The sequence below is a fragment of the Bradyrhizobium sp. 159 genome (assembly GCF_023073795.1).
GTDB lineage: Bacteria > Pseudomonadota > Alphaproteobacteria > Rhizobiales > Xanthobacteraceae > Bradyrhizobium.
In genome coordinates this window covers 26,081-39,566 of sequence record NZ_JADPKE010000049.1, presented here as the reverse complement: position 1 = coordinate 39,566, position 13,486 = coordinate 26,081, and the positions used below count along the sequence as shown (strand labels likewise).

10 protein-coding genes are annotated in these 13,486 nt (G+C 64.2%); 7 read left to right on the top strand and 3 right to left on the bottom strand.

The window, feature by feature from the left end:
• Window positions 1-24: 24 nt before the first annotated feature.
• The 4 genes from IVA96_RS11885 (at window position 25) to IVA96_RS11870 (ending at window position 5,964) form a co-directional block, all read left to right on the top strand.
• Window positions 25-2,727, top strand: coding sequence for a nitrate reductase (locus IVA96_RS11885; RefSeq protein ID WP_247417303.1), 2,703 nt, complete (start codon window positions 25-27; stop codon window positions 2,725-2,727).
• A gap of 128 nt (window positions 2,728-2,855) precedes the next feature.
• Window positions 2,856-3,695, top strand: coding sequence for an aldo/keto reductase (locus IVA96_RS11880; protein WP_247417469.1), 840 nt, complete (start codon window positions 2,856-2,858; stop codon window positions 3,693-3,695).
• Between the two features lie 187 nt (window positions 3,696-3,882).
• Window positions 3,883-4,824, top strand: coding sequence for a DMT family transporter (locus tag IVA96_RS11875; RefSeq protein WP_247417467.1), 942 nt, complete (start codon window positions 3,883-3,885; stop codon window positions 4,822-4,824).
• Between the two features lie 60 nt (window positions 4,825-4,884).
• Complete coding sequence (locus IVA96_RS11870; RefSeq protein WP_247417301.1) at window positions 4,885-5,964, top strand: zinc-binding dehydrogenase; 1,080 nt, start codon at window positions 4,885-4,887, stop codon at window positions 5,962-5,964.
• Window positions 5,965-5,968: 4 nt separating this feature from the next.
• Here IVA96_RS11870 and IVA96_RS11865 read toward each other — a convergent pair whose 3' ends face one another.
• The gene (locus IVA96_RS11865) at window positions 5,969-6,430 is read right to left on the bottom strand and encodes an Lrp/AsnC family transcriptional regulator (RefSeq protein WP_247279301.1); all 462 of its coding nucleotides are present in this window, start codon (window positions 6,428-6,430) and stop codon (window positions 5,969-5,971) included.
• 133 nt (window positions 6,431-6,563) lie between these two features.
• On the opposite strand from IVA96_RS11865, the gene IVA96_RS11860 reads away from it, so the two are divergent.
• The gene (locus IVA96_RS11860) at window positions 6,564-8,927 is read left to right on the top strand and encodes a transketolase (protein ID WP_247417298.1); all 2,364 of its coding nucleotides are present in this window, start codon (window positions 6,564-6,566) and stop codon (window positions 8,925-8,927) included.
• Between the two features lie 272 nt (window positions 8,928-9,199).
• Window positions 9,200-10,630, top strand: a complete 1,431-nt coding sequence (locus IVA96_RS11855; protein ID WP_247279303.1) for an aldehyde dehydrogenase family protein — start codon at window positions 9,200-9,202, stop codon at window positions 10,628-10,630.
• Between the two features lie 195 nt (window positions 10,631-10,825).
• Here IVA96_RS11855 and IVA96_RS11850 read toward each other — a convergent pair whose 3' ends face one another.
• Window positions 10,826-11,794 (bottom strand): SMP-30/gluconolactonase/LRE family protein, encoded by a 969-nt coding sequence (locus IVA96_RS11850; protein ID WP_247279304.1) that lies wholly within the window; start codon window positions 11,792-11,794, stop codon window positions 10,826-10,828.
• Between the two features lie 91 nt (window positions 11,795-11,885).
• Here IVA96_RS11850 and IVA96_RS11845 point away from each other — a divergent pair, with 91 nt between their 5' ends.
• On the top strand, window positions 11,886-12,710 hold the full coding sequence (locus IVA96_RS11845) for an NAD(P)-dependent oxidoreductase (protein ID WP_247417295.1): 825 nt from the start codon (window positions 11,886-11,888) through the stop codon (window positions 12,708-12,710).
• Between the two features lie 167 nt (window positions 12,711-12,877).
• Here the strand turns inward: IVA96_RS11845 and IVA96_RS11840 are convergent, their stop codons facing one another.
• A complete protein-coding gene (locus tag IVA96_RS11840) occupies window positions 12,878-13,453 on the bottom strand; it encodes a hypothetical protein (RefSeq protein WP_247417293.1) in 576 nt (191 codons plus the stop codon).
• Window positions 13,454-13,486 lie beyond the last annotated feature (33 nt).

The window sequence follows — 13,486 nt, the reverse complement described above, 5'->3', positions numbered from 1 at the left end:
GGCGGCTTGATAAGGCAGTTCGATATGACGGCGATCGATCCCGCGCTCCGCACGACCAAGACGACCTGTCCCTATTGCGGCGTCGGCTGCGGCGTGTTGGCGACGCCGGACGGCAAGGGCGGCGCGGCTATCGCGGGCGACCCCGAGCATCCCGCCAATTTCGGCCGGCTGTGCTCGAAGGGCTCGGCGCTGGGCGAGACCGTCGGCCTCGAAAGCCGTCTGCTCTATCCGATGATCCGCTGCAAGGGCGTGCTCGAGCGCGTCGCCTGGAGCGATGCGCTCGATCACGTCGCCCACCGCATGCAGCACATCGTGGCGCGCGACGGCACCGACGCAGTCGCGTTCTATCTCTCCGGCCAATTGCTTACCGAGGACTATTACGTCGCCAACAAGCTGATGAAGGGCTTTGTGGGCACCGCCAATGTCGACACCAATTCGCGGCTGTGCATGTCGTCCTCGGTCGCCGGTCATCGCCGCGCCTTCGGCGCCGACACTGTGCCCGGCTGCTACGAGGATCTCGACCAGGCTGACCTGCTGGTCTTCGTCGGATCGAATGCGGCCTGGTGCCATCCCGTGCTGTTCCAGCGCATGCTGAAGAACCGGCAGGAGCGTGGTGCGCGGATGATCGTGATCGATCCGCGCCGCACCGACACCGCTGATGACGTCGATCTGTTCCTCGGCCTCAAGCCCGGAACCGACACCGCGCTGTTTTCCGGCTTGTTCATCCATCTCGCCGACAACGGCGCGCTGGATCAGAACTACATCGCGAACAACACCTCGGGTTTCGACGATGCGCTGGCTCGCGCGCGCAACATTGCTGGCAGCGTCACTGCGACCGCGCTGGCCACGGGCCTCTCCGAACAGGATGTTGCGGCCTTCTTTCAGATGTTCCGCGACACGCCGCGCGTCGTCACGCTCTATTCGCAGGGCGTCAACCAGTCGGCGCAGGGCACCGACAAGGTCAACGCGATCCTGAACTGCCATCTTGCGACGGGACGCATTGGCAAGCCGGGCGCTTCGCCGTTCTCGCTCACCGGCCAGCCCAACGCCATGGGCGGCCGCGAGGTCGGCGGCCTCGCCAATATGCTTGCCGCCCATATGGGCTTCACGCCGCCCGACATCGATCGTGTCAGACGGTTCTGGAAGGCGCCGCGCATCGCCACCCATGAAGGATTGAAGGCAGTGCAATTGTTCGAGGCGATCGACTGCGGCGAGGTCAAGGCGCTTTGGGTGATGGGCACCAATCCCGCGGTGTCGCTGCCCGATGCCGACTTCGTGCGCGAGGCGCTGAAGAAGCTCGAGCTGTTCGTGGTCTCCGAGAACGTGCTTTCCAACGACACGGTTGAGGCGGGTCCGCATGTGCTGCTGCCGGCGCTCGCCTGGGGCGAGAAGTCGGGCACGGTGACCAACTCCGAACGCCGCATCTCGCGCCAGCGCTCGTTCCTGCCGGCGCCCGGCGAGGCGCGCCCCGATTGGTGGATCCTGAGCGAAACCGCAAAACGTCTCGGCTTCGGCGACAGCTTCAACTACAGATCGGCCGCCGAGATTTTTCGCGAGCACGCGGCGCTCTCGGCCTTCGAGAACGACGGCAGCCGTGATTTCGACATCGGCGCGCTGACCTCGCTGTCGGACGAAGCTTTCGATGCACTCAAGCCGGTGCAGTGGCCGGCGCGCCAAGGCGAGGCGCCCGGCGCGCGCTTCTTCGCGAATGGCGGCTTCTTCACCAATGACGGCAAGGGCCGCTTCGTCGCGCCGGAAGTGCCGGCGTTGCGCAGCGAGACCGGCGCCTCGCGTCCCCTGAGGCTCAACACCGGACGCATCCGCGACCAGTGGCACACCATGACGCGCACGGGCCTCAGCCAGCGGCTCGGCGCGCATCTGCCCGAGCCGTTTGTCGAGATCCACCCGGACGACGCCAGCAAATACGGCATCGTCGATGACGGCTATGCCCGCGTCAGCACTGATTACGGCCAGTGCATCCTGAAGGTCGCTGTCACAGAACGCCAGCAGCGCGGCACGCTGTTCGTTCCGATCCACTGGAGCGCGATGAATGCCTCGCATGGTCGCGTCGGGGCGTTGGTGCAGTCGTTCACGGATCCGTTCTCCGGACAGCCCGAGTCCAAGGCGACGCCGGCCGCGATCGCGCCTTACGAATACGTCTTTCGCGGCTTTGCGCTGTCGCGACAGCAGCTCGATCTGCCGCCGAACCTGTTGTGGACCCGCGTCACGGTCCCCGGCGGTTTCGGCTATCTGCTCGCCGACAATGCGGATCTATCGCGCTGGCCGGCCTGGCTCGACGGCGTCGCCGGCGAGGACGTTGTCGAATATCGCGATTTCGGCGGCGGCATCTATCGCGCAGCCTCGTTCGCGGGCGATCGCATCGAGGCCTGCCTGTTCGTCGGCCCCGGGCATGATGCCGGCGATTGGGAAGTGGTCAGAAATGTCTTTGCCTCCGATCACGTCACCGACGAGCAGCGCCGCATGCTGCTGGCAGGCAAGTCGACGGAGGGCGCGGCCTCGACCGGGCCGATCGTCTGCGCCTGCTTCGGCGTCGGCCGCGGCACCATCTGCGACACCATCGCCGGCGGGGCGCGCACCGCGGTCGAGATCGGCGCCAAGCTTAAGGCCGGCACCAATTGCGGCTCCTGCATCCCCGAGCTGAAGCGGTTGATTGCAACGACGGAAGTGCCGGCGAAGCAGGGCAAGCTTGCGGGGGCGGCGGGGTAGCAGCGCGCTGCTTCCATCTCATCGCGCGCGGAACGGAACTGTCGCCACGGTCTTCTGTAACAACATCTCCCTGTGGTAATGGTCCTGCTTTCGTCAGGACGACATAGGCAGCGGAGATAGGATTGCAGATGAAATCAAACCCGTTCGGCACGACCGACGCCAACGTCTCCGTCATCGGACAGGGCACCTGGTATCTCGACCATGGCGACCGCAAGCGCGCCGTTGCCGCGCTTCAGCGCGGGCTCGATCTCGGCATGACCCACATCGACACCGCCGAGATGTATGGCGATGCCGAGCTCGTCATTGCGGATGCGATTGCGGGCCGTCGCGATGAAGTGTTCCTCGTCTCAAAAGTGCTGCCGAGCAACGCCTCGCGCCGCGGCACGATCACGGCGTGTGAGCGTTCGCTGAAACGGCTGAAGACCGATCGGCTCGACTGCTATCTGTTGCACTGGCGCGGCTCCTATTCGCTCGAGGACACCGTCGCCGCGTTCGAAGAGCTGGTGAAGACCGGCAAGATCAAGTCCTGGGGCGTCTCCAATTTCGACGCTGAGGATCTTGACGAAATCCTCGCCGTTGGGGGCGAGGGGCGGATCGCATGCAATCAGGTGCTCTATCATCTCAAGGAACGCGCGATCGAGCATGCCGTGATTCCCTGGTGTGAGCGGCATGGTGTCGCCGTGGTCGCCTATTCGCCGTTTGGTCATGACGATTTCCCGGACACGCGCAGCAAGGGTGGCGCCGTGCTCGGGCGCATTGCGGAGGCGCGTCGCGTGACGCCGCGTCAGGTCGCACTAAGCTTCCTCACCCGTGCAACTACGGTGTTCGCGATTCCGAAAGCCTCGTCTGCGGAACATGCCGGCGAAAATGCGGCTGCCGGCGATCTCGTGCTGACGAAAGACGAGATTGCGGCGCTCGATGCGGCGTTTCCGCGCGGGCCGAAGCCGCGCAGCCTGCCCATATTGTAATGCACAAACGCTCATTATTAATGGAGTATTGACGCGCGCGGGCGTCAGCGCATATCGGCATCCTGTTTTCGGAAGTTGCGGGCGCGGCGCATTTGTCGTTTTTTACGAGCGTTCTCGATTCGCATTTTCCCGGGTTCCAGCCGTGACACCGCCGCCCGCCGCAGCCGCAAGGCTCGACAATATTCCCATGCCCGTGCCGGAGAAGAAGCAGGAAGTTCGCCGCGCGCCCGCGCGCGTCGATCATCCCTTCAAAGGCATTGCGCTGGTGTTGGTGTCGACGGTGTTTCTCGGCACATCCGACGTCACAGCGAAATATCTCTCGACCAGCCTGCCGTCGATCGAGATCACCTGGATCCGCTTCGTCACCTTCGCGCTGATGTTCACGCCGGTGATGCTGCCGGGCTCGCCGCTGCATGCGATGCGCACCGAGCGCCTCGGCTTGCAATTGATGCGCGGCGCCGCGCTGCTCGGCTCCTCCCTGTTCTTCATCACCGGTCTCCGCTTCCTCCCCATTGCGGAAGCCTCCGCCACCGGCTTCGTCTCACCGCTGTTCGTCACCGCGCTGTCGATCATCTTCCTGAGCGAGAAGGTCGGACTGCGCCGCTGGATCGCCACCGCGATCGGCCTGACCGGCGTGATGATCATCCTGCGCCCGGGCTCCAGCGCATTTCATGCCGCGGCGTTCTTCCCGATCATCTCGGCGTTCTGCTGGGCTGCCGCGCTGATCCTGACGCGCATGATGAGCGGTCGCGAGGCGGTTCTCACCACCATGGCTTACTCGGCGCTGACGGGCGTTGCGATCCTTTCCGTGATGGTGCCGTTCGTCTGGGTCACGCCGAGCTGGACCGCGATCGGGCTTGGCATCGTGATCGGAGTTGCCTCTACCGTCGGCCAGTGGATCATCGTGCTGGCCTATCGCTATGGCGATGCCTCGGTGCTGGCGCCGTTCTCCTACACCCAGCTGCTCTGGGTCAGCATTCTGGGCTTCTTCATCTTCGGTGAGGTGCCTGACCTCTGGACCATCGTCGGCGCGGCCTTCATCGTCGCGAGCGGCCTCTACATCGCTCATCGCGAGCGGGTGCGCCGCGCCCAACTCCTGGTGCTGGAAGAGCGCTCTCCGAACCCCTGACGCAAGATCGCGCGTCGCGCGTCGTGGTACCAATGGCTCCAACACCACGGGAGGAGCCGGATGCGCGCTGCGATTTTCAGGAACGGTGAGATTGTTGTCGACCGGATGGCGGAGCCGACGCCGGGTCCCGGCCAGGTTCTGGTCAAGACGCTCGCCTGCGGCATTTGCGGGTCCGATCTGCACGCACGCCAGCACGCCCATCGCATGGTGGAGATGGCGCGGAAGACCGGCCGCAAGCCGATGGACCTCAGCCGCGACGTCGTGTTCGGTCATGAGTTCTGCTGCGAGATCGTCGACTACGGACCGGGCACCGAACGCAAACTGAGGCCGGGGACGCGAGTTTGCTCGCTGCCGGCCCTGGTGACGCCGCAGGGCATTGAAGGCATCGGCTATTCCAACGACAATATCGGCGGCTATGCCGAGGCGATGCTGCTGAGCGAGCCGCTGCTGCTCGAAGTGCCCAATGGCCTTGCGCCGGAACATGCTGCGCTGACCGAGCCGCTCGCCGTCGGCGTTCATGCCGTCGCAAAAGCCAATATCCGAGGCGGCGAGGTGCCGCTGGTGATCGGCTGCGGCCCGGTCGGGCTTGCGGTGATCGCTGCGCTCAAGCTCAAGGGGCTGCATCCGATCGTAGCCGCCGACTATTCGCCGGCGCGGCGCGCGCTTGCGGCCAGGCTTGGCGCCGATATCGTGGTCGATCCCCGGATGTCGCAGCCTTATGCGACCTGGGCCGAGCACGCCCAGATGTCGGAGGCCGAGAAGGCGGCGCGACCGCCGTTCCAGGCCATGCTGCCGGCGCTGAAGCCTGCGATCATTTTCGAATGCGTCGGCGTACCCGGCCTCTTGCAGCAGGTGTTCGAAGGCGCGCCGCGTGATGCGCGCGTTGTCGTGGTCGGCGTCTGCATGGAAACCGACAAAAGCGAGCCGATGCTGGGCATCATGAAGGAGCTCAACGTCCAGTACGTGCTCGGCTACACCCCGGACGAGTTCGCAGCGTCGCTGCGTCTCATCGCGGAAGGGCAGGTGGATGCGGCGGCGATGGTGACGGCGGAGGTCGGTATTGACGGCGTCGCAAAAGCGTTCGCCGATCTTGCCAATCCCGAGGCGCACACCAAGATCATCGTGCAGCCGTGGCGGTGATACGCTACACCGGCAGCGCGATCGAATACTTCACCTGGCTCAGCGCAAAGCTCGATTCGATCGAAGCGATGCCGTCGAGCCGGGTCAGCTTGGTCTTCAGGAACGTCTCGTAGGAGGCGAGGTCGGCGGCCACCACGCGCAGCAGATAGTCGCGATTGCCGGTCATCAGATAGCATTCCAGCACCTCGTCCCATTTCGAGATCGCGCGGGCGAAGCGGTTGAGGTCTTCCTCCTTCTGCCGCGCCAGCTTGATCGAGATGAAGACGCTGACGTGTAGCCCCAGCGCCTTCTGGTCGACGGTCGCAACGTAGCGCGAGATGACGCCGCGTTCCTCCAGAAGCTTGACGCGGCGGTGGCAGGGCGAGACCGAGAGCCCGACCTTGTCGGCAAGCTCCTGCATGGTCATGCGGCTGTCGGTCTGGAGCAGCGCGAGGATTTTTCGATCGATGGTGTCGAGCTCGGGCATTGGGATCAAACCTGTATATTTGGCCTTCCGTTGGTAAAGTATCCCAAGACAAGCGGGTATGGCGCGAAAAATTGAGAAGTCTGGCGCGGCCGGCAGGCGTATCATCGGCCGACCTGTTTCCGGGAGCATTGCCATGCCCGTTGATTCCGCCCGCCTCGACATCCTGACCGCCCTTAGCCGCAAAGCGCTGTGGCTCTCGTCTTGGACCATCCACCACGCCAACCACATCCGCCCGAGCGGGGACGGCCTCAAGGTCGGCGGCCACCAAGCCTCATCCGCCTCGCTCGCCACCATCATGTCGGCCCTGTATTTTAGCGTGCTGAGACCTGAGGATCGCGTCGCAGTGAAGCCGCATGCGAGCCCGGTGTTCCATGCCATCCAATATCTGTTCGGCCGGCAGACCCGCGAGAAGCTGGAGAATTTTCGCGGCTTCAAGGGCGCGCAGTCCTATCCCTCACGCACCAAGGATGTCGACGACGTCGATTTCTCCACCGGCTCGGTCGGCCTCGGCGTCGCGCAGACGCTGTTCGCCTCGCTGGTGCAGGATTACGTTAAGGCGCATGGCTGGATGAAGGATCGCCGCGAAGGGCGGATGATTGCGCTGGTCGGCGATGCCGAGATGGACGAGGGCAACATCTTCGAAGCCCTTGCAGAAGGCTGGAAGCACGGCCTGCGCAACACCTGGTGGGTGGTCGACTATAACAGGCAGTCGCTCGATGCCGTCGTGCGCGAAGGGCTCTGGGAAAAGTTCGAGACCATGTTCCGCAATTTCGGCTGGGACGTGGTGATCGTGAAATATGGCCGGCTAATGCGCGAGGCCTTTGCCGAGCCGGGTGGCGAGGCGTTGAAGCGCTGGATCGATAATTGTCCGAACGCGCTCTATGCGGCGCTGTGTTTTCAGGGCGGCGCGGCGTTCCGCAAGCATCTGCACGATGAGATCGGCGACCAGGGCCCGATCACCAAGCTGATTGACAAGCGCAGCGACGACGAGCTCTTGGCGCTGATGTCGAATCTCGGCGGCCACGACATGGCGAGCATGCTGGAGGCGTTCGAGTCCATCGACCACGATCACCCGGTCTGCTTCATCGCCTACACCATCAAGGGCGTCGGCCTGCCGTTCCAGGGTCACAAGGACAACCACGCGGGGCTGATGACGGTCGCGCAGATGGAGAAGTTTCGCGACAGCCAGAACATCCGGCCCGGGCATGAATGGGACAAGTTCGAGGGGCTCGCGCAAGACCCGGCCGAACTCGAAGATTTTCTGGCGCGGGTGCCGTTCAACCAGGATGGCCGTCGCTTGAGCGCGCCGGTGGTCGAGGTGCCTCAGCAGCTCGCGTTCAAGCCGTCACCGCAGATGTCGACCCAGCAGGGCTTTGGTCTCGTGCTGAACGAGATCGCGCGCAGCGACAGCGAGCTCGCGAAGCGCATCGTCACGACCTCGCCTGACGTGACCGTCTCGACCAATCTTGGCCCCTGGGTCAATCGCCGCGGCCTGTTCGCCCGCGCGGAGAAGGCGGACTTATTCCGCAGCGAGAAAATTCCTTCGACCTATAATTGGGATGCTTCCCCCAAGGGGCAGCATCTCGAGCTCGGCATCGCCGAGATGAACCTGTTCATCATGCTCTCGGCGCTCGGCCTGTCGCATCAGATCAACGGCGAGCGGCTGCTGCCGGTCGGCACGCTCTACGATCCCTTCATCGAGCGCGGTCTCGATGCGCTGAACTATGCCTGTTATCAGGATGCGCGCTTCATGGTGGCGGCAACGCCATCGGGCATCACGCTTGCGCCCGAAGGGGGCGCACACCAGTCGATCGCAACGCCGTTGATTGGGATGGCGCAGGATGGGCTCGCCTCATTCGAGCCGGCCTTCGTCGACGAGCTCGCGGTCATCATGGCTTTCGGTTTTGAGCACATGCAGCGCGAGGCCGGCGAGGGCGGCTCGATCTATTTGCGGCTGTCGACGCGCAGCATCGAGCAGGCGCAGCGCATCATGACTCCGGAGCTGAGGCAGGGCATCACCGAGGGCGCCTATTGGCTGCGCAAACCGGGGCCGAATGCCGAAGTCGTGATCGCCTATACCGGCGCAGTCGCGCCGGAAGCGATCGAGGCGACCGGCTTCATCGGCGAGAGTCGCCGCGATGTAGGCCTGCTCGCGATCACCTCGGCCGACCGTCTCCACGCTGGCTGGACCGCCGCGCGAAGATTGCGGCGCGACCGCCGCGGCGTGCAGCATCTCAGCCACATCGAGAAACTGCTGGCGCCGTTGCCGCGCGACTGCGGCATCGTGACCGTGATCGACGGCCATCCCGCCGCGCTCGGCTGGCTCGGCAGCGTCCGCGGCCAGCGCGTCGAGGCACTCGGCGTCGAGCAGTTCGGTCAGACCGGCACGATCGCCGACCTCTACCGGCACCACGGCATCGATGCCAACGCCATCATCGATGCGGCCGAAAGCCTCACCACCGGCGCACCGGTGCTGCACCGGAAGATGGCGGTATAGTTGAGTTGACTCCGCTGTCATTCCGGGGCGCACGTTAGCGCGAACCTCAGGTGCGCAATTGCGCACCGGGGAATCTCGAGATTCCGGGTTCGGCTCTTCGAGCCGCCCCGGAATGGACGATCGAGAGAACCTTGCCACGTTCCCACCGCCGGCTCATATAGCCTCAGTCCGCCGCAACGCTGGCCCCGCATATGGCGGGTTCAATTGCCGGCGCTTTCGTGCAAGGATGCCTGCCGAAACGCCCCCTCCAAGCCCCCAAGAAGAGGTTAACGATGGTCAATCGCATGCAATTCTATATCGACGGCGCCTGGGTCGATCCCGCCGTCAAGAAGTCCACCGCCGTGGTCAATCCGGCGACGGAAGAGGCGATGTACGAGGTTGCGCTGGGCTCCAAGGCCGACGTCGACAAGGCCGTTGCCGCCGCCAAGCGCGCCTTTGTAACGTTCTCCCAAACCAGCCGCGAGGAGCGCGTCGCGCTGCTCACGAAAATCATTGAGATCTACAAGGGCCGCCTCAAGGAGATCGGCGCCGCCGTCTCTGACGAGATGGGCGCGCCGCTGCCGATGGCAGAGAAGCTCCAGGCCGGCGCCGGCCTCGGCCATCTCATGACCACGCTCGACGTGCTCAAGAACTACCATTTCGAGGAGCCGGTCGGCACCGCCATGGTGCTGCGCGAGCCGATCGGCGTGGTCGGCATGATCACGCCCTGGAACTGGCCGCTGAACCAGATCGCCTGCAAGGTTGCGCCTGCGCTCGCCGCCGGCTGCACCATGATCCTGAAGCCGTCGGAGTTCACACCGACCTCGGCGCTGATCTTCGCGGAGATCCTGCATGAAGCGGGCGTGCCGAAGGGTGTGTTCAATCTCGTCAACGGCCTCGGCCCCGAGGTCGGCGCCGCCATGAGCGAGCACCCCGATATCGACATGATCTCGTTCACCGGCTCGACCCGCGCCGGCATCGACGTGGCGAAACGCGCAGCTCCGACCGTCAAGCGCGTCAGCCAGGAGCTCGGCGGCAAGTCGCCGAACGTCATCCTCGAAGGCGCCGACCTGCAGAAGGCGGTGACCGGCGGCGTGATGCATATGTTCAACAACTCCGGCCAGTCCTGCAACGCGCCCTCGCGCATGATCGTGCCGCTGTCGAAGATGAAGGAAGTCGCCGCGATCGCGAAGGCTGTCGCCGACAAGACCAAGGCAGGCGATCCCCGCGCCGAAGGCACCACCATCGGTCCGGTCGTCAACCGCGGCCAGTGGGACAAGATCCAGGCGCTGATCAAGAAGGGCATCGACGAGGGCGCGACGCTCGTTGCCGGCGGCCCGGGCCTGCCCGAAGGCGTCAACAAGGGCTTCTATGTCCGCCCGACCATCTTCGCCGACGTCACCAGCGACATGACGATCGCCCGTGAGGAAATCTTCGGACCGGTGCTGACCATCATCGGCGCCAAGGACGAGGCGGATGCGGTGAAGATCGCCAACGACACGCCATATGGTCTTGCCGGCTACGTCTCGGGCGCGACCGTCGAGGACGCCAAGCGGGTGGCGCGTCAGATCCGCGCCGGCAACGTCAACCTTCAGGGCGTGCCGAACGACCGCACCGCGCCGTTCGGCGGCTACAAGCAGTCCGGCAACGGCCGTGAGTGGGGCAAGTACGGCCTGGAAGACTTCCTCGAAGTGAAGGCCGTCGCCGGCTTCAACGCGGCGTAACCTTTATCGTCTGAACCAAATTTGACGCCGGAGCGGGAAACCGCTCCGGCGTATTTCGTTTCCGTCATTGGGAGGAGCCCTTGCGACGAAGCAATCCAGGCCGTCTCCGGGGAAACAGTCTGGATTGCTTCGCGGAGCCTGTCATCGGGCCGCGCTGCGCGCGGACCCGTTGGCTCGCAATGACGACCGGAGCACCTATCCCCCGAGCGCACCTTGCGTGTTCACGTACAACGCGTAGATCGACTGGCTCGCCGCCATGAACAGGCGGTTGCGCTTGACGCCGCCGAAGCAGAGATTGGCGCAGCGCTCGGGCAGCGCGATGCGGCCGATCATGACGCCGTCAGGCGCGAACACGACCACGCCGTCGAGCTCGGGATCCCCCATGCCCCAACCGCACCAGAGATTGCCGTCGATGTCGCAGCGCATGCCGTCCGGCGTGCCGGGACCTGCATCGATGTGGACGCGCTTGTTGGCGACCGTGGTGCCGTCCGCCGCGACGTCATAGGCGAGAATCTTTCGATTCGGCACGCCGCGCGATTCCACGACGTACAGAATCTTCTCGTCCGGCGAGAAGCACAGCCCGTTCGGTCCGAGCACGCCTTCTGCGACGATGGTCGCCTTGCCGCTCGCAGGATCGAGCCGGTAGACGTTCGGTTCGATCTCGGGCTCGGCCTTGTAGCCCTCGTAATTACCGAGCAGGCCGAAGGTCGGATCGGTGAACCAGATCGAGCCGTCGGACTTCACCACGACGTCGTTCGGCGAGTTCAGCCGCTTGCCATTGAACGAATCCATCAGCACGGTGATGGTGCCGTCATATTCGGTGCGGGTCACACGGCGGCCGCCATGCTCGCAGGTGACGAGCCGGCCCTGGCGATCCCTGGTGTTGCCATTGGCGAAATTCGAGGGTTTCCGGAACACGCTGACGGTGCCGGTTTCCTCCTCCCATTTGATGATGCGCTGGTTCGGGATGTCGCTGCACAAGAGGTAGCGCCCGTCGCCGAACCACACCGGCCCCTCGGCCCAGCGCAGGCCGGTCGCCAGCCGCTCCACCGCCGAAAGTTTTAGCCAGTATTTTTCGAAGCGGGGATCGAGTGCACGTATTGCCGGATCGGGGTAATAGGTCGCCGGCCGCCAGCCTTGTGTGTGGGACGATGCATCGTTCATGTGCAGGTCTCGTTGTTGCGTTCCCTCTGTGCAAGTCTGCTAGCATCAGATATCTACGGCCGCAAATCGGTCGCTACATACGAGGAACGACATGCCGCGCATTTTGATGACGGGAGCTTCGGGCGGGATTGGTACGCGGCTGCGGAAATTGCTGCCGCCGATTTACCCGGACCTGCTGCTCAGTGACATCCGCAAGCCTGCCGATCTCGGCCCGAATGAGCAGTTCAAGGCCGCCGACCTCGCCGACATTTCGCAGGTCGAGGCGATCTGCGAGGGCGTCGACGGCATCATCCATTTCGGCGGCTATTCGGTCGAAGGCCCCTGGGACGACATCCTTCAGGCCAACATCATCGGTTGCTACAATCTGTTCGAGGCCGCGTACCGCAAGGGCGTCAAGCGCGTGGTGTTTGCCTCGTCGAACCATGCCGTAGGCTTCTATCCGCGCCACCACAAGATCGGTACCGACGTCACCCCGCGCCCCGACGGCCGCTATGGCGTCAGCAAGGTGTTCGGCGAGGCGGTCGGCGCGCTCTACGCCGACAAGCACGGGCTGAAGGTGACTTGCCTGCGCATCGGCAATTTCGGCGACATGCCGCTCGACCATCGCCGGCTCGCGATCTGGCTCAAGCCCGACGACCTCGTGCAGCTCTGCCAGATCGGGCTCGAGCATCCCGACATCCATTTCGAGATCTTCTACGGCGTATCCCTGAACGAGCGCGCCTGGTGGGACAACCACCGCGCCTACGAGTTCGGCTATCGCCCCACCGGCCGCTCTGAGGATCATGTGGCGCACGCAATGGCCGAGCAGGCCAAGCTCAAGCCGGATCCGATCGGTGATCACTATCAAGGCGGCGCCTTCTGCAGCAACGAGTTTGACGGCGACGCGAGCCGGATCATCGACTGGAATAAGCGGTAGACGGGTTTCCCATGCCTGACATTTGCTGCAGTCGGACCAAGCGCCCGGCTGCGGCTCAAGGCGGGCAATTGTAGCCGATCAACGCATGTCCGCGAGCGCCGCGGGCAAATCGTTCGTGACGTGCTCGAACAAGGCGGAGCCCGTGTGATCGCATGAGCTGGCCCACGTCATTTTGCAACCCGCGCTTCCTGTTTCTTGGTCACATGCCAGAGCACCACATGGTAATGCGGCACATCCACGCCGGGGTGACCCGCGTTGAAGTAGAGGCTGACATGATCAACCGGTGCCGCGGACCCCGCCCCGTCCAATGACTTGTGATCTTCGACGTCCTTGTTCGGGACCATGTACACGGTCGCCACCAAGCGATCCCTGCGATCGAAGCACAGGAACGGCCCCAGCGGTAAAGTGTCGGGCTTGACGAAGATGATGCCGAGGCCCGGAAAGAACTTCGGGAAGTTCACGAGATCGCTGACCCGCTTGTATCCGTTTCTTTCGGCGACCTTCCGCTGATTTGGCGGCCGACGAACGACTTTGTGCTTCTCCTCGTGCTTCCTATCCGCCTTGCTGCTTCGGTGAGGGGCTGTCCTGGTTTGCTCGGTCGTGTCGGCCGGCGGCGCGGTGGTCGGTGCGAACGTCTGCGGCGCTGGCGGAAAGAAGGGAGCAAATTGGGCTGCAGGATGCCTCACGTCGGCGATCAAGGCGAGCAACGCAGCCAAGGCTGCGCTCACAAGCGCGTTGCGCATCGACACCTCCCGAAATTTGCCTGCCAAATTTTG